The 14204-nt window shown below is 62.4% G+C and carries 19 protein-coding genes; 2 read left to right on the top strand and 17 right to left on the bottom strand.

All coding sequences use genetic code 11. The features are described from left to right. Position 1: 1 nt before the first annotated feature. A complete protein-coding gene (locus GHT07_RS07815) occupies positions 2-1414 on the bottom strand; it encodes a cytochrome b (RefSeq protein WP_153584508.1) in 1413 nt (470 codons plus the stop codon). A gap of 8 nt (positions 1415-1422) precedes the next feature. Continuing rightward, entirely contained in the window at positions 1423-2025 is a 603-nt protein-coding gene (petA, locus tag GHT07_RS07810; protein ID WP_153584507.1) for a ubiquinol-cytochrome c reductase iron-sulfur subunit, read from the bottom strand. A gap of 155 nt (positions 2026-2180) precedes the next feature. On the opposite strand from petA, the gene mscL reads away from it, so the two are divergent. Next, the gene (gene mscL, locus GHT07_RS07805; protein WP_153584506.1) at positions 2181-2612 is read left to right on the top strand and encodes a large conductance mechanosensitive channel protein MscL; all 432 of its coding nucleotides are present in this window, start codon (positions 2181-2183) and stop codon (positions 2610-2612) included. Here mscL and pdxA read toward each other — a convergent pair. Next, a complete protein-coding gene (gene pdxA / locus GHT07_RS07800) occupies positions 2609-3649 on the bottom strand; it encodes a 4-hydroxythreonine-4-phosphate dehydrogenase PdxA (protein ID WP_153584505.1) in 1041 nt (346 codons plus the stop codon). The two genes, mscL and pdxA, sit on opposite strands and share 4 nt — an antisense overlap. Further along, positions 3646-4404 (bottom strand): Nif3-like dinuclear metal center hexameric protein, encoded by a 759-nt coding sequence (locus tag GHT07_RS07795; protein ID WP_153584504.1) that lies wholly within the window; start codon positions 4402-4404, stop codon positions 3646-3648. The genes pdxA and GHT07_RS07795 overlap by 4 nt, the downstream gene beginning before the upstream one ends. Positions 4405-4512: 108 nt before the next feature. On the opposite strand from GHT07_RS07795, the gene GHT07_RS07790 reads away from it, so the two are divergent. Next, positions 4513-5664 carry a S1C family serine protease gene (locus GHT07_RS07790; protein WP_153584503.1) on the top strand — a complete coding sequence of 384 codons (1152 nt, stop codon included), beginning with the start codon at positions 4513-4515 and terminating at the stop codon, positions 5662-5664. An 8-nt stretch (positions 5665-5672) separates the two neighbouring features. Here the strand turns inward: GHT07_RS07790 and tatC are convergent, their stop codons facing one another. The 13 genes from tatC to hisD all read right to left on the bottom strand — a co-directional run bounded on the left by tatC (position 5673) and on the right by hisD (position 14203). Continuing rightward, positions 5673-6458 carry a twin-arginine translocase subunit TatC gene (gene tatC / locus GHT07_RS07785; protein ID WP_153584502.1) on the bottom strand — a complete coding sequence of 262 codons (786 nt, stop codon included), beginning with the start codon at positions 6456-6458 and terminating at the stop codon, positions 5673-5675. 11 nt (positions 6459-6469) lie between these two features. Then, positions 6470-6952, bottom strand: a complete 483-nt coding sequence (gene tatB / locus GHT07_RS07780) for a Sec-independent protein translocase protein TatB (RefSeq protein ID WP_323740836.1) — start codon at positions 6950-6952, stop codon at positions 6470-6472. Positions 6953-6965: 13 nt separating this feature from the next. Then, a complete protein-coding gene (tatA, locus tag GHT07_RS07775) occupies positions 6966-7214 on the bottom strand; it encodes a Sec-independent protein translocase subunit TatA (RefSeq protein ID WP_153584501.1) in 249 nt (82 codons plus the stop codon). Between the two features lie 114 nt (positions 7215-7328). Continuing rightward, on the bottom strand, positions 7329-7691 hold the full coding sequence (locus GHT07_RS07770) for a histidine triad nucleotide-binding protein (protein WP_153584500.1): 363 nt from the start codon (positions 7689-7691) through the stop codon (positions 7329-7331). Positions 7692-7693: 2 nt separating this feature from the next. Further along, entirely contained in the window at positions 7694-8050 is a 357-nt protein-coding gene (locus GHT07_RS07765; RefSeq protein ID WP_153584499.1) for a DUF4870 family protein, read from the bottom strand. 25 nt (positions 8051-8075) lie between these two features. After that, entirely contained in the window at positions 8076-8468 is a 393-nt protein-coding gene (locus GHT07_RS07760; RefSeq protein WP_153584498.1) for a phosphoribosyl-ATP diphosphatase, read from the bottom strand. Next, positions 8465-8869 (bottom strand): phosphoribosyl-AMP cyclohydrolase, encoded by a 405-nt coding sequence (gene hisI, locus GHT07_RS07755; RefSeq protein WP_153584497.1) that lies wholly within the window; start codon positions 8867-8869, stop codon positions 8465-8467. The genes GHT07_RS07760 and hisI overlap by 4 nt, the downstream gene beginning before the upstream one ends. A 31-nt stretch (positions 8870-8900) precedes the next feature. Further along, positions 8901-9659 (bottom strand): imidazole glycerol phosphate synthase subunit HisF, encoded by a 759-nt coding sequence (gene hisF / locus GHT07_RS07750; protein WP_153584496.1) that lies wholly within the window; start codon positions 9657-9659, stop codon positions 8901-8903. Positions 9660-9745: 86 nt separating this feature from the next. Then, complete coding sequence (hisA, locus tag GHT07_RS07745; RefSeq protein ID WP_153584495.1) at positions 9746-10489, bottom strand: 1-(5-phosphoribosyl)-5-[(5-phosphoribosylamino)methylideneamino]imidazole-4-carboxamide isomerase; 744 nt, start codon at positions 10487-10489, stop codon at positions 9746-9748. 49 nt (positions 10490-10538) lie between these two features. Then, on the bottom strand, positions 10539-11183 hold the full coding sequence (gene hisH / locus GHT07_RS07740) for an imidazole glycerol phosphate synthase subunit HisH (RefSeq protein ID WP_153584494.1): 645 nt from the start codon (positions 11181-11183) through the stop codon (positions 10539-10541). A 12-nt stretch (positions 11184-11195) separates the two neighbouring features. Next, the gene (gene hisB, locus GHT07_RS07735; protein WP_153584493.1) at positions 11196-11792 is read right to left on the bottom strand and encodes an imidazoleglycerol-phosphate dehydratase HisB; all 597 of its coding nucleotides are present in this window, start codon (positions 11790-11792) and stop codon (positions 11196-11198) included. A gap of 21 nt (positions 11793-11813) precedes the next feature. After that, on the bottom strand, positions 11814-12893 hold the full coding sequence (gene hisC / locus GHT07_RS07730) for a histidinol-phosphate transaminase (protein ID WP_153584492.1): 1080 nt from the start codon (positions 12891-12893) through the stop codon (positions 11814-11816). Continuing rightward, positions 12890-14203, bottom strand: coding sequence for a histidinol dehydrogenase (gene hisD, locus GHT07_RS07725; RefSeq protein ID WP_153584491.1), 1314 nt, complete (start codon positions 14201-14203; stop codon positions 12890-12892). The genes hisC and hisD overlap by 4 nt, the downstream gene beginning before the upstream one ends. Between the last annotated feature and the right edge of the window lies 1 nt (position 14204).

Genomic DNA, 14204 nt, shown 5'->3' with positions numbered 1-14204 from the left:
TTCAATGCGCCGGAACGGTAATGCGATCCGGTACGGGCTTGAACTCACCCAACCGGCTCCACCACGGCATCAGCAGGAAGAAGCCGAAATAGAACAGAGTGCCGACCTGTGAGACTCGCTCGCCAATGGGCGACGGCGGCTGCGTGCCGAGGTAGCCCAGCACGGCAAAGTTGATCACAAACAGGCCATAGACCCACATATGCCAGCTCGGCCGGTAACGGATCGACTTCACAGGGCTTTGGTCGAGCCAGGGAAGCGGGAACAGGATCATCACGGCGCCGCCCATGACCACAACGCCCCAGAACTTCGGGTCGATGGCGAGCATCAACGCGACGGCGACCACCGTGGCCACAGCTGCACCAGCCTTGAAGACGCTTGGCAGGCGCGACTTGATCACTGCAAAAGCACCGGCCGCAACAACGCAGGCGATCAACACATACATCATCTCGGTGGTGATGGCGCGCAGCATCGAGTAGTACGGCGTGAAATACCAGACAGGCGCAATGTGCAGCGGCGTCTTCAGCGGATCAGCCGGGATGAAGTTGTTGTACTCGAGGAAATAGCCGCCGCCCTCTGGAGCGAAGAAAATGACAGCAGAGAAGACCATCAGGAACACCGAGACGCCGAAAATGTCGTGCACGGTGTAGAAGGGATGGAACGGAATGCCGTCGAGCGGATGCCCATCTGCGTCCTTCGGTGCGTTCGGGCCCTTGATTTCAACGCCATCAGGATTATTCGATCCGACATCGTGAAGCGCGAAGATGTGCGCCGCCACCAGGCCCAGCAGCACCAGCGGCACGGCAATCACGTGGAAGCTGAAGAAGCGGTTCAGCGTTGCATCGCTCACCACATAATCACCACGGATCAGCAGTGCCAGGTCAGGGCCGATGAACGGGACGGCGGAGAACAGGTTCACGATCACCTGTGCGCCCCAGTAGGACATCTGGCCCCACGGCAGCAGGTAGCCCATGAAGGCTTCGGCCATCAGCGTCAGGAAAATGGCGCAGCCGAAAATCCAGACCAGCTCGCGCGGCTTGCGATAACTGCCGTAGATCAGGCCACGGTACATGTGCAGGTACACGACGATGAAGAATGCCGACGCACCTGTCGAATGCATGTAGCGCACCAGCCATCCCCATGGCACGTCACGCATGATGTATTCGACCGACTCGAACGCCTTGGCGGCATCCGGCTTGTAGTGCATCACCAGGAAGATGCCCGTGACGATCTGGATGACGAGCACCAGCATCGACAACACGCCAAAGAAGTACCAGAAGTTGAAGTTCTTCGGTGCGTAGTACTCCGACATGTGAGTGCGGTAACCCGCAAATGCAGTCGGAAACCGGTTCTCGAACCAGTTCGTCACCTTCGCTGTCGCGGAGGCGTTGGGAGAGATTTCGGTGAATTCAGCCATCGTTTGCCTCAAGCCTTCGAGTTCTTGTCTTCACCGATCACAAGGCGCGTGTCGGACAGGTACATGTGCTGCGGCACCTCGAGGTTGTCCGGCGCGGGCTTGTTCTTGAAAACGCGACCTGCGAGATCAAACGTCGATCCGTGGCACGGGCAGAGGAAGCCGCCATTCCAGTCGTCGGGCAAAGACGCCTGCGGGCCTGCCTGGAACTTGTCCGACGGCGAGCAGCCCAGGTGCGTGCAAATGCCCACACCCACCCAGAATTCCTTCTTGATCGAACGCCATTCGTTCTTCGCGTACTCAGGTGTCGGGTACGCAGTGCGATTCGAGTTGGGGTCAGCCAGCTGCGAATCGATCTTGGCGAGTGCTTCGACCTGCTCGGGCGTGCGACGCACGATCCACACCGGCTTGCCGCGCCACTCGACTGTCATTTTCTCGCCAGGCTTGAGCGCGGAAATATCGACTTCAACTGCTGCACCTGCAGCCTTTGCTCGCTCGGAGGGCTGGAAGCTGCTCACAAAGGGCACGGCCACGAAACCGGCGCCCACTGCGCCGACGCAACCGGAGGCAATCAGCCATGTCCGTTTGCTGGTGTCCGCTGGGGTGTCACTCATTGGGGGTCCTTCTGGGGATTTCGCTTTTTATCGGAAAGCGTATCGGGGTCAACCCGCGATTGTAGCGGAGCGAGTCTGGCGATTTCAACGCTGTATCATGGCGCCGCCCATCAAGGGCACACACAATGTGACTCAAAAAATGAAAGGAGCCCTTCATGGGTTTGATGACGGAGTTCCGCGAATTCGCGGTGAAGGGCAACGTGATGGATCTCGCCGTTGGCGTGATCATCGGAGCGGCATTCGGCAAGATTGTCGATTCGCTCGTCGGGGACGTCATCATGCCGGTCATTGGCGCAATCTTTGGCAAACTCGACTTCTCGAATCTGTTCATTGTTCTTGGTTCGCCGCCACCGGGAACAGCCATGACGCTGGACGCACTGAAAAAAGCTGGCGTTCCGGTGCTCGCATATGGCAACTTCATTACCGTCGCTGTCAATTTCGCCATTCTCGCGTTCATCATTTTCCTGATGGTGCGCATGGTCAATCGCCTGCGCAAGCAGGCCCCACCGCCGCCTGCCGCGCCTGCGCCGACGCCTGAAGATGTCGTGCTGCTGCGCGAGATTCGCGACAGCCTGCGCAAGGCCTAGGAGGCGCTCATCCGCCTGGCGACCCGGATAGCCTCGATGAGGCTCGAGGCGTCAGCGCGGCCTGACCCTGCGATGTCGAAAGCGGTGCCGTGATCCGGACTCGTGCGCACCAGCGGCAGTCCGAGCGTCACGTTCACGCCGTGCTCCACGCCGAGGTATTTCACGGGAATGAGCCCCTGGTCGTGATACATCGCGACAACCACGTCGAACTCGCGTGCCTCGCCGCCCTTCGCGCGAGCACGCATGAACACAGTGTCGGGCGCAAATGGACCGCTGGCGTCGATGCCCTCCGCGCGCGCGGCTTGCACTGCCGGCCCAATCGACTCTATTTCCTCGCGCCCGAACAGCCCTCCCTCACCGGCATGCGGGTTCAGGCCCGCCACGGCGATGCGCGGCGCGCGCCCCAATTCGCTTTGCAGTGACACATGCGTGATGCGCAGCGTCTGGAGCACGCCTTGCATCGAGACTGCGTCGATCGCATCGCGCAGCGACATGTGAATGCTGACCAGCACCGTGCGCAACTCGTCGTTGGCCAGCATCATGCGAACCGGCAGGTCGCGCACTGCCCGCCCCAGATGCGCAGCAGCTTGCGACTGCAGCAGTTCCGTGTGGCCGGGGTAGTGAACGCCTGCGGCGGCGAGGGCTTCCTTGTGAAGCGGCGCCGTCACGATGGCGGCTATGCGCCCCGCCAGCGCCTCGCGCGCAGCCCACTTCACGCAGTCGGCTGCAGCGCTGCCGCTCGCAGCGCTGATCACCCCCCAGGCAGGCGGCTCGGCGGAGGCAGTCGCCTGCAATACCGGGACGCAGCGCGGCGGCACGTGCAGCGCCTGCGCGGCATCGTCGATCAGCGCGACGGGCAGGTCGACGCCAGCCTCGCCGCGCACAACGCGAGCCGCACGCCGCACGATGGCCAGGTCTCCTGCGACAAAGCAGCCGCGCGTCACGTCGGGGGCATCGCGAAATGCCTTGGCAATGATCTCAGGGCCAATGCCAGCGGCATCGCCCATCGTGATTGCAAGGGGTGTGGCGCGCGTCATGCCGGATTGTCGATGTCGATGAACTGATGCTCCAGTTGCAGCTCGCGCGCCACCCAGCCCGCCGCGGCAGGCGCGCCAAATCGTTCGCTGGCGTGATGGCCGCAGGCCAGGAACGCAACGCCAGTCTCGCGAGCGTAGTGCGTCTGTGGCTCCGAAATTTCCCCGGTGATGAACGCATCGGCGCCGGCCGCAATGGCGTGCTCGAAATAGCCCTGCGCGCCACCTGTACACCAGGCAATGCGACGCAAGCGCCGGCCATCACCCTCGACGCACTGCACCGCGCGACCCAGCACATGACTCACGTGAGCGGCCAGCAATGGCGCACTGCCGACCGGCGCGCCGCAGGGCGCCTCGCCGATGAACCCCAGGTCCTGGTCGCCGAAGTGCCCGTCGGCTTCAAGACCGAGCCTGGTGCCCAGCTGCGCGTTGTTGCCGAGTTGCGGATGAGCATCGAGCGGCAAATGGTAGGCAAACAGGTTGATGTCATGGGCCAGCAGCAACGCCAGTCGCTGTTTCATCCATCCCGTCACGCGGCCATCCTGTCCGCGCCAGAAGAGCCCGTGGTGGACAAAGATCGCATCGGCCTGGGCGCTGATGGCTGCTTCGATCAGTGCACGACTGGCTGTCACGCCTGAGACGATCCGACGCACTTCGTGCTTGCCTTCGACCTGCAAACCATTGGGGCCGTAGTCCTTGAACCTCGCGGGCTGGAGCAAGGTATCGAAGGCCGTGAGAAGCTGCTGGGCAGTCGCCATGTTTCGTGACTCAGTGACCGGGTAGGTGAACGCCCCGATTGTCCGCCAGATGCCTCCTGGAGCCGCACCCACGGCTACACTGGCGGCAACTTCACTGCCACCCTCACCATGCGTCGTTTCTGGCTGCTCTTCTCCCAGGCTGTCACTGTGCTGCTTGCCGCGTATTTCGTGGTGGGCACACTCAAGCCCGAATGGCTCAACCGTACGGCTTCAGGCGGCGCTCGCATTTCATTGAGCGAGGCGCCGATTGCCACCGTGAGCGGGCCGCCGCCGGCAGGCAGCTTCCGCCAGGCCGCCAAGATTGCGGCTGCCGCCGTCGTCAGCATCAACACCATGAAGGCTGCCGAGCGCACGCCACGGTCCAACGACCCATGGTTCCGCTTTTTCTTCGGCGACGCTGACTCGCAGCCGCAGTCAGGTCTGGGCAGCGGCGTGATCATCAGTGCCGACGGCTACATCCTCACGAACAATCATGTGGTCGAGGGCGCCGACGACATCGAAGTTGTGCTTCAGGACAGCCGCAAGGTTCGAGGCAAAGTCATCGGCACCGACCCCGACACCGACCTGGCCATCCTGAAGATTTCAGCTGATCGCCTGCCCGTCATTACCCTCGGGAATTCCGATGCCCTGCAGGTGGGCGACCAAGTGCTGGCCATCGGCAATCCGTTCGGCGTTGGCCAGACCGTGACAAGCGGCATCGTGAGCGCACTGGGACGCAACCAGCTGGGCATCAACACGTTCGAGAACTTCATCCAGACGGATGCGGCGATCAACCCCGGCAATTCGGGCGGTGCGCTTGTCGATGTCAACGGCCAGCTGATGGGCATCAACACCGCGATCTATTCACGCTCCGGCGGGAGCATGGGCATCGGCTTTGCGATTCCCGTGTCCACCGCCAAGCTGGTTCTCGAAAGCATCGTCAAGGATGGGGTGGTTCGTCGCGGCTGGATCGGTGTCGAACCGGCAGACCTGTCGCCGGAGCTCATGGAAACGTTTGGCGTCAAGGCCAAGCGTGGCGTGCTCATTACCGGCGTCCTGCAAAACGGTCCCGCAGCGCAAGCAGGCATCCGCCCCGGTGATGTGATCGTGCAGGTGGCCGACAAGGAGATCGCCAACGTCTCGGAGCTGCTTTCCAGCGTTGCAGCGCTCAAGCCGGGTGCACCGGCCAAGTTTCGCGTCATGCGAAAGGACGACACGAGCGAGCTGAATGTGACGCCGGGCCTGCGGCCGAAGCCCAGCCGCACGCCGCCGCAGCGATAAGCAGCAGGCTACTTCGTGGACGACACAGTGGCGTCTTCATCCGGGGCTTTGGTGTGCCGGATGAAGATCGTCGCTGCCCACAGGCCCACTTCGTACAGGATGCACATCGGAATGGCCAGCGCGAGCTGCGACACGACGTCGGGTGGCGTGATCACGGCCGCGATCACAAAAGCCAGCACGACAAAATAGCCGCGAAACGCCTTGAGCTTTTCGACGCTCACGATGCCCATGCGTGCCAGCACCACCACCACCACAGGCACTTCGAACGCCAGTCCAAACGCCAGGAACATGGTGAGCACGAAGCTCAGGTAAGCCTCAATATCCGGCGCAGCCGTGATGCTCTTGGGAGCGAAGCTCTGGATGAAAGCGAAGACCTGGCCGAAGACGAAGTAGTAGCAGAACGCAACGCCGACGAAGAACAACACCGTGCTCGACACGACCAGCGGCATCACCAGCTTCTTCTCGTGCGAATAAAGGCCGGGCGCCACAAAGGCCCATGCCTGGTACAGCACCACCGGCAGCGCTCCGAGGAAAGCCGTCATCAGCAAAATCTTCAGCGGCACCAGAAACGGCGAGATCACCGAAGTGGCGATGAGCGTTGCGCCCTTGGGCAGGTGGGCAATCAGCGGCGCAGCGAGGATGTCGTACAGCGCACCCGGGCCGGGATACATGAACAGCACCGCGGCGACGACACCCACGGCAATCATTGCCTTGATCAGGCGGTCGCGCAGCTCCACGAGGTGGGCGACGAAAGGCTGCTCGGTGCCTGCGAGCTCGTCTTCTTTGTCGGACATCTACTGTGGACCTAATTGAACTTGTGAGGACGGTAGCGTGCGACGCGCGCAGCGCCGGAAAGCGCCTTCGTGCGGATGCCGTTGCGCGCCTTGTACCAGTTGGGCGTAGCGCCCTGCTTGATACGCCACTTCTTCTTCGGGTGGCGGTACTCGGGATAGATCGCGAACGGGTCAGACGGCGGCTCGGACAACTCGGACATCGCCGGCGACTCCAGCGACGTCGCCTGGTTCAGCTCGATCTGCACGTTGGTCATGCCGCTGTGAATCGATGTTTCCACATCGCGTGCGGCCGACTCCACGGTGTCCTTCATTTTCTTGAGTTCTTCAAGATCCATCGACCGGTTGACCTCGGCCTTGACGTCGGCCACATAGCGCTGAGCCTTGCCCAGCAGCGTGCCCACGGTGCGGGCCACGCGCGGCAGCTTTTCAGGCCCGATGACGATCAGCGCCACAGCGCCGATCACCATCATCTTTTCTATTCCGAGGTCAATCACGGCGCTTGCTCGCTCAACCCTTGTTGCGCGCTTCGACGTCGATGGTGTTCTTGTCGGCGCCCGCCTGCTGAGCAGCTGTCACCTGGCTTTGCGCCTGTGGCGGCGTCGGTGTTTCGGGCGTGCTGCCTTCCTTGATGCCGTCCTTGAAGCCCTTCACCGCGCCGCCAAGATCGGTGCCGATGTTCTTGAGCTTCTTGGTGCCGAACACCAGCACGATGATCAGGAGCACGATCAGCCAGTGCCAGATTGAAAACGAACCCATGGAAATCTCCTAAACCTTGTCTGTGGTTGATTCTAGTCGGCACGCCTGGTTCGGCATTCGTGCGAAAGACCCTTTACCGACGTGGCGCGCACCACCTCACGCGTGGCGCAATGCTCAGCCTTTGGCCCAGGGTCTGGGGCCACCGAAAACGTGAATGTGCAGATGATGGACTTCCTGCCGGCCATCTGCGCCGGTATTGATGGCAATCCGAAAGCCGCCTTCCGGATAAGGCCGGCAGCCCTCCTGCATGGCAAGCTTCGGCGCCAGGGTCATCATGCGGCCGAGCAGCGCCTGGTGGCTGTCGTTGACCTGCGCCATCGATGCAATGTGCTGCTTGGGGATCATCAGGAAATGAACCGGCGCCCACGGATTGATGTCGTGGAACACGAGCATCTCGTCGTCCTCATACACCTTTCGCGAGGGAATCTTGCCTTCGACGATCTTGCAGAAAATACAGGTCGGATCGGGTGTACTCATGATCAAAACGGCGGCTTGCCTTCTGAAAAACGGAACAGGCCGCGCAGGCACCGGTAGAGGTACCACAAGCCCACAATGCCGTAGGCAATCGCGCCCGGAAACACCAGCAGCAGCCACAGTGGCGCCGTCACGATCAGCCACAGCACCGTCCACCAGAAGGTGGAAATCATGTAGTTGTGGTGGCTCGCGTACACGGCGTCAGCTTCGTCCATGCGCTTGATGTAATTCAGGATCACCGCAATAACGGCGAGCGTGCCCATGCTGGCCCACGCCACCGTGTGAAGGCCGTACAGCACATACATGAACGTGCGGTCATTGGCGGATTTCTCAGTGAATTCCGCGAAATTGGTTTCTGCCATGGCGTTCTCCTTCGTGAAAGGCGACCTACTCGCCCGATCCCTCGCGCGCACGCGCCTTGCGCAGCGCCTTTTCTTCGATGCCGCTTGTTCCCTCACGGCGCTCCAGCTCGGCCAGCACATCGGCCGGCGTGAAGCCATAGTGGGCCAGCGCAATGAGCGAATGGAACCACAAGTCAGCCATCTCGGTCACGACTTTGTTGCGGTCACCGCCGTGGTCGGCATCCTTGGCGGCCATCACGACTTCGGTCGCCTCTTCGCCGATTTTCTTCAGGAATGCGTCCGGACCGCGAGCGAGCAAGCGCGCGACGTAGCTCGCCTCGGGGTCGCCGCCGTTGGCCTGCTTGCGGCTCTCAACGATCGCGGCCAGACGGGCCAGTACGTCGGCGGCGTTGATGGCGGCAGTGGTGGGCGCTGTCATGGTTTGTTCGCAGAACTGTAGATCGATTCGGGGTTTTTCAAGACCGGCTCGACAGATTGCCACGCACCATCGCGGTAAAGCTGGAAAAAACAGCTGTGGCGGCCGGTGTGGCAGGCAATCGACGGGTCATGCCCCTGCTGTGTCACCTTCAACAGCACGACGTCGTTATCGCAATCAAGACGAACTTCATGCACCAGCTGGACGTGCCCCGACTCCTCGCCCTTGAACCAGAGTTTCTGGCGCGACCGGCTGAAGTACACGGCCCGCCCCGACTCCACCGTCTTGAGCAATGCCTCGCGATCCATCCACGCGAACATCAACACGTCGTTTGACGCAGCTTCCTGCGCGATCACGGGCACAAGGCCCTGCGCGTCCCACTTCACTTCATCGATCCAGCTCATGGTCCTATTGTGACCAATGCAGGCAGCACACTCACAGGCGCACGGGAATGCCGCGCTCGGCCATGCGTGCCTTGGCCTGGCCAACGGTGAATTCGCCGTAGTGGAAGATGCTGGCGGCCAGCACGGCGTCGGCGCCGCCCTTCTGGATGCCATCGGCCAGATCATCGAGATTGCCGACACCGCCGGACGCAATCACCGGGACCGACACTGCATCGCTCACGGCGCGCGTGAGCGCGAGATCGAAGCCGGATTTCGTGCCGTCGCGGTCCATGCTGGTCAGCAGGATTTCGCCGGCGCCGCGCCGCGCCATTTCCCTGGCCCATTCAACGGCGTCGAGGCCGGTGTTCTTGCGGCCGCCGTGGCTGTACACATCCCAGCCGCCGCCCTCGCGCTTCTTGGCGTCGATCGCCACGACGATGCACTGCGCGCCGTACTTTTGCGATGCAGCAGAAATCACTTCCGGGTTGGCAATCGCCGCTGAATTGAAACTGGTCTTGTCGGCACCGGCATTGAGCAGCCGCCTGACGTCTTCTACCGTGCGCACGCCGCCGCCCACGGTGAGTGGAATGAAAACCTGGGACGCGACGGCCTCGATGATGTGCAGGATCAAGTCACGGTCGTCGCTGGTCGCCGTGATGTCGAGAAAAGTGAGTTCATCAGCGCCCTGCTCGTTGTAGCGGGCCGCGATTTCGACGGGATCGCCTGCGTCACGCAGCTCGACGAAATTCACGCCTTTGACGACGCGCCCGCCCGTGACGTCCAGGCACGGAATGATTCGTTTGGCAAGCATGGTTGGTTCGGCGTTCAGCGTTCGGCGTTCGGCGTTCAGCGTTCAGCGTTCGGCGTTGGGCGGGGATTCCGCCCGACGCCCTGCGCTCAACCTGCCCCCAGTTCGTCTGCTCGCGCCTGCGCGGCAACAAAATCGAGATCGCCGGAATACACAGCACGGCCGCAGATCACGCCTTCGATGCCCTCGTCTTCCACGGCGCAGAGCTTTTCGATGTCGGCCATGTTCGACAGGCCGCCCGAGGCGATCACTGGAATGGTCAGCGCCTGTGCGAGCTTGACCGTTGCCTCGATGTTGATGCCGGTGAGCATGCCGTCGCGGCCGATGTCGGTGTAGATGATCGAATCGACGCCCCAGTCCTGGAACTTGCGCGCGAGATCGACGACTTCATGGCCGGTGAGCTTGCTCCAGCCGTCGGTGGCCACTTTGCCGTCCTTGGCGTCCAGGCCCACGATGATGTGGCCGCCGAACGCGGTGCAGGCGTCTTTCAGGAAGCCGGGGTTCTTCACGGCTGCGGTGCCGATGATCACGTAGCGCAGGCCGCCGTCGATATAGCGCTCGATGGTGTCGAGGTCGCGGATGCCGCCGCCGAGCTGCACCGGAATGTCGTCACCGACGGCTTTGAGGATGGAGCGGATGGCCGCGAAATTCTGCGGCTTGCCCGCGAAGGCGCCATTCAAGTCCACCAGGTGAAGGCGACGCGCGCCTTTGGCAAGCCAGGCTTTTGCCATGGCTGCCGGGTCTTCGCCGAACGTCGTGGCTTGCGCCATGTCGCCTTGCTTCAGGCGCACGCAGTGGCCGTCCTTGATGTCGATCGCGGGGATAAGGAGCATGGTGGGGGGTGAAACGGCCTGAAGGGCGAAGCGAATTGCGCCCGCGAGTTCAAGGGTTCCAGTGCAGGAAGTTTCGGTAGAGCCTCAGGCCTTGGTCTGCACTTTTCTCGGGGTGGAACTGTGTTGCGAAAATATTATCGCGTGCAATCGCGGCGGTAAAGCGTGACCCATAGTCTGCCTGCCCCGCGCTGTGGCGCGCATCAGACGGCCGGGCATAGAAGCTGTGCACGAAATAGAAGTAGCTCGCCTCGGGAATGCCGTCCCAAAGCGGGTGCGAAGCAGTCTGCATCACCTGGTTCCAGCCCATCTGCGGCACCTTGAAGCGGCTGCCGTCGGCCTGCAACTGGCCGTCCAGCTCGAACTTGCGCACGTCACCCGGGATCAGGCCAAGCCCATCAGTCGGGCCTTCGTCGCTGCGGTCGAGCATCATCTGCATGCCCACGCACACGCCCAGCAGCGGCTTGGTTGCTGCTGCTTCCAGCACGCAGGCCTGCAAGCCTGATTCACGCAGTTCGCGCATGCAGTCGGGCATGGCGCCCTGGCCGGGCAGCACCACACGGTCAGCTGCGCGCACCTGCTGCGGGTTCGATGTGACGACGACATCGAAACCGCTGTCCTGCGCCACATGAATGACAGCCTGCGCCACCGAGCGCAGGTTGCCCATTCCATAGTCAACAACAGCAACGGTTTTCATCGCAGGGAAACCTCAGAGCATTCCCTTGGTGGACGGGATCGTGCCGGCAGCACGTGCGTCAAGCTCGATCGCCGCGCGCAGGGCGCGGGCGAATGCCTTGAACACCGTTTCGCACTGGTGGTGCGCGTTCTCGCCGCGCAGGTTGTCGATATGCAGCGTTGCGAACGCATGGTTCACGAAGCCCTGGAAAAACTCATGCGCGAGCTGGCTGTCGAACGTGCCGATCATTCCGCTCTTGAACGGCACATTCATGACCAGGCCCGGCCTGCCAGAGAAGTCGATCACGACGCGCGAGAGCGCTTCATCGAGTGGCACGTAGGCGTGGCCGTAGCGGCGAATGCCCTTCTTGTCTCCCAGCGCCTTGAAGACGGCCTGCCCCAGCGCAATGCCGACATCTTCCACCGTGTGATGACCGTCGATGTGCAAGTCGCCCACGGCCTCAATGTCGAGATCGATCATGCCGTGACGCGCGATCTGGTCGAGCATGTGGTCGAAGAAACCGATGCCGGTGGACAGCCTCGCCTGGCCCGTGCCGTCGAGGTTCACGCGCACTGCGATCTTTGTTTCGGCGGTATTGCGGGTGATGTCTGCGATGCGAGCTTGTGTCATTGGGCTTGGGCGATGAAGTGCTCAGAGGGAATCGCGAAGGGCGGCCATCATCTGCGTGTTCTCTTGCGCCGTCCCGACGGTCAAGCGCAGGCAGTTGGCCAGCAATGGATGCATTCTAGAAACGTTCTTGATGAGGATGCCACGCGACTTCAGTCCTTCGAAAGTCTTCGCTGCATCGGGCACACGCACAAGAATCATGTTGGCGTCGCTCGGCCAGCTCTTGACGGCCGGCATTTCAGCCAGCGCGGCCTGAAGCCATGTGCGTTGCTCGCGCAATTGCTGCGCCTGTTGCGCGAACACGGCTTCATGCTCCAGCGCGAACAATGCCGTCTCGCAGTTCAAGACGCTGATGTTGTAAGGCGGGCGCACCTTGTCGACTTGGGCGATCACGGCCTTCGGCCCGATCATGTAGCCAATGCGCACACCCGCCAGGCCGAACTTGCTCATCGTGCGCATGAGCAGCACATGGCTGTGGCGCGCGATGCGATCGATATAGCTGCGGCTTGCGAACGGCTGGTACGCCTCGTCAAACACGACGAGGCCCGGCGCGGCTTGAACGATGCGCTCGATCACTTCGTCGTCCCAGAGATTGGCCGTGGGATTGTTCGGGTACGCGATATAGACGATGGCCGGCTGGTGCTTTTCGATGGCAGCGAGCATCGCAGGGCCGTCGAGTTCAAAGTCAGCCGTGAGCGGTACGCCGACATAGCCCAGGCCCTGCAGCTTGGCGCTCATGCCGTACATGACGAAGCCGGGCTCGGGAGCAAGTATCGATGCGCCCGGAATATCGCAGGCCATGGCCAGCAGCGAGATCAACTCGTCGGAGCCGTTGCCCAGCATCAGGTCAAAGCCTGCCGGCAGGCTTGCGTACTCGCCCAGCTTGCGCCGCAGCGTGTTCGTCTGGTCAGCGGGGTAGCGGTTCAACGCCATCGCGCCGAGCCGGCTGCCGAGCTCGGCCTGCAGTTCTGGCGACAGCCGATGCGGGTTCTCCATCGCATCGAGCTTGAGCATGCCGGTCGAGTCCTGGATGGCGTAGGCATGCATGCTCTGCACGTCATCACGGAACACGCGCAGCACCTGCGCCTCGTCGCGCCGCGTCATCGCTTCATCCTCATTTCAGCGGCACGCGCGTGCGCCTGCAGGCCTTCACCATGCGCGAGCACCGACGCAATCTGGCCAAGCGCTAGTGCGCCTGCCTCGCTTACCTCAATCAGGCTGCTGCGCTTTTGGAAGTCGTACACGCCCAGCGGGCTGGAAAACCGCGCAGTGCCGCTCGTGGGCAACACGTGATTCGGGCCAGCGCAGTAGTCGCCCAGCGACTCGCTCGTGAAGCGGCCCAGAAATATCGCGCCGGCGTGCCTGAGATGCGGCTCCCACAAATGCGGATCGTCGCTCGCGATTTCCAGGTGCTCGGGCGCGATGCGATTGCTGATGTCGCACGCCTCCTGCATGCTGCGCGTGTGAATCAACGCGCCGCGGCCATTGAGCGACCTGGCAATGATCTCCGCGCGCGGCATGTCCGCCAGCAGCCTGTCGATGGCCTGCTGCACTTGCTCGATATACGCCGCGTCGGGGCACAACAAAATGCTCTGGGCCAGCTCATCGTGCTCGGCTTGCGAGAACAGGTCCATCGCAACCCAGTCGGGCGGTGTGGTGCCGTCGGCCAGCACGAGAATTTCGCTGGGGCCCGCAATCATGTCGATGCCCACGGCGCCGAAGACGCGGCGCTTGGCGCTCGCGACGTAAGCGTTGCCGGGGCCGGTGATCTTGTCGACCTTGGCGATGGTCTTCGTGCCGTACGCCAGCGCGCCAACGGCCTGGGCGCCGCCGATCGTGAAAGCGCGGCTCACGCCAGAGACGTGCGCTGCTGCCAGCACCAGCTGGTTTCGCTCGCCACGCGGCGTCGGCACCACCATGATGATTTCTTCAACCCCGGCGACCTGCGCAGGGATCGCATTCATCAGCACCGACGACGGATAAGCGGCCTTGCCGCCAGGCACATAAATGCCCACGCGATCAAGCGGCGTCACCTTCTGCCCCAGCAGGGTGCCCATCTCGTCGCGGTAACTCCAGCTCTCGCCAGTCGCGCGCTTTTGCGCGACGTGATAGGCGCGCACACGGGTTGCAGCGGCCTGCAGTGCTTCGCGCTGCTGCACGGGCAGGCCGTGATACGCATTCTTTAATTCACGCTGCTCGAGCTCAAGCCCTGACACTGACGCAACAGCCAGGCCATCGAACTTCTGCGTGTATTCGAGAACGGCCTCATCGCCGCGCACACGCACATCAGCCAGGATGTCGGCGACAACCTGCTCGACCTGCGCGTCGGTCTCGGCCGACCAATGCAGGCGGCGCGATAACTCGGCTTCGAAATCCGGCGAGGTCGTGGAAAGGCGCAAGGGACGGGCGTTCATC

The sequence above is a fragment of the Caenimonas koreensis DSM 17982 genome, from assembly GCF_009646335.1.
GTDB lineage: Bacteria > Pseudomonadota > Gammaproteobacteria > Burkholderiales > Burkholderiaceae_C > Ramlibacter > Ramlibacter koreensis.
Note: the sequence above shows the minus strand (reverse complement) of the source record. Positions and strands in the feature narration are given on the sequence as shown.

What these genes read in the sequence shown, in the direction of transcription:
- hisA (WP_153584495.1), bottom strand. Translation starts at nt 10,489, where the DNA reads ATGCTCCTTATCCCCGCGATCGACATCAAGGACGGCCACTGCGTGCGC.
- hisF (WP_153584496.1), bottom strand. Translation starts at nt 9,659, where the DNA reads ATGCTTGCCAAACGAATCATTCCGTGCCTGGACGTCACGGGCGGGCGC.
- hisC (WP_153584492.1), bottom strand. Translation starts at nt 12,893, where the DNA reads ATGACGCGGCGCGACGAGGCGCAGGTGCTGCGCGTGTTCCGTGATGAC.
- hisB (WP_153584493.1), bottom strand. Translation starts at nt 11,792, where the DNA reads ATGACACAAGCTCGCATCGCAGACATCACCCGCAATACCGCCGAAACA.
- GHT07_RS07765 (WP_153584499.1), bottom strand. Translation starts at nt 8,050, where the DNA reads ATGGCAGAAACCAATTTCGCGGAATTCACTGAGAAATCCGCCAATGAC.
- GHT07_RS07770 (WP_153584500.1), bottom strand. Translation starts at nt 7,691, where the DNA reads ATGAGTACACCCGATCCGACCTGTATTTTCTGCAAGATCGTCGAAGGC.
- hisI (WP_153584497.1), bottom strand. Translation starts at nt 8,869, where the DNA reads ATGAGCTGGATCGATGAAGTGAAGTGGGACGCGCAGGGCCTTGTGCCC.
- mscL (WP_153584506.1), top strand. Translation starts at nt 2,181, where the DNA reads ATGGGTTTGATGACGGAGTTCCGCGAATTCGCGGTGAAGGGCAACGTG.
- GHT07_RS07795 (WP_153584504.1), bottom strand. Translation starts at nt 4,404, where the DNA reads ATGGCGACTGCCCAGCAGCTTCTCACGGCCTTCGATACCTTGCTCCAG.
- tatA (WP_153584501.1), bottom strand. Translation starts at nt 7,214, where the DNA reads ATGGGTTCGTTTTCAATCTGGCACTGGCTGATCGTGCTCCTGATCATC.
- hisD (WP_153584491.1), bottom strand. Translation starts at nt 14,203, where the DNA reads ATGAACGCCCGTCCCTTGCGCCTTTCCACGACCTCGCCGGATTTCGAA.
- petA (WP_153584507.1), bottom strand. Translation starts at nt 2,025, where the DNA reads ATGAGTGACACCCCAGCGGACACCAGCAAACGGACATGGCTGATTGCC.
- GHT07_RS07815 (WP_153584508.1), bottom strand. Translation starts at nt 1,414, where the DNA reads ATGGCTGAATTCACCGAAATCTCTCCCAACGCCTCCGCGACAGCGAAG.
- GHT07_RS07760 (WP_153584498.1), bottom strand. Translation starts at nt 8,468, where the DNA reads ATGACAGCGCCCACCACTGCCGCCATCAACGCCGCCGACGTACTGGCC.
- pdxA (WP_153584505.1), bottom strand. Translation starts at nt 3,649, where the DNA reads ATGACGCGCGCCACACCCCTTGCAATCACGATGGGCGATGCCGCTGGC.
- hisH (WP_153584494.1), bottom strand. Translation starts at nt 11,183, where the DNA reads ATGAAAACCGTTGCTGTTGTTGACTATGGAATGGGCAACCTGCGCTCG.
- tatC (WP_153584502.1), bottom strand. Translation starts at nt 6,458, where the DNA reads ATGTCCGACAAAGAAGACGAGCTCGCAGGCACCGAGCAGCCTTTCGTC.
- GHT07_RS07790 (WP_153584503.1), top strand. Translation starts at nt 4,513, where the DNA reads ATGCGTCGTTTCTGGCTGCTCTTCTCCCAGGCTGTCACTGTGCTGCTT.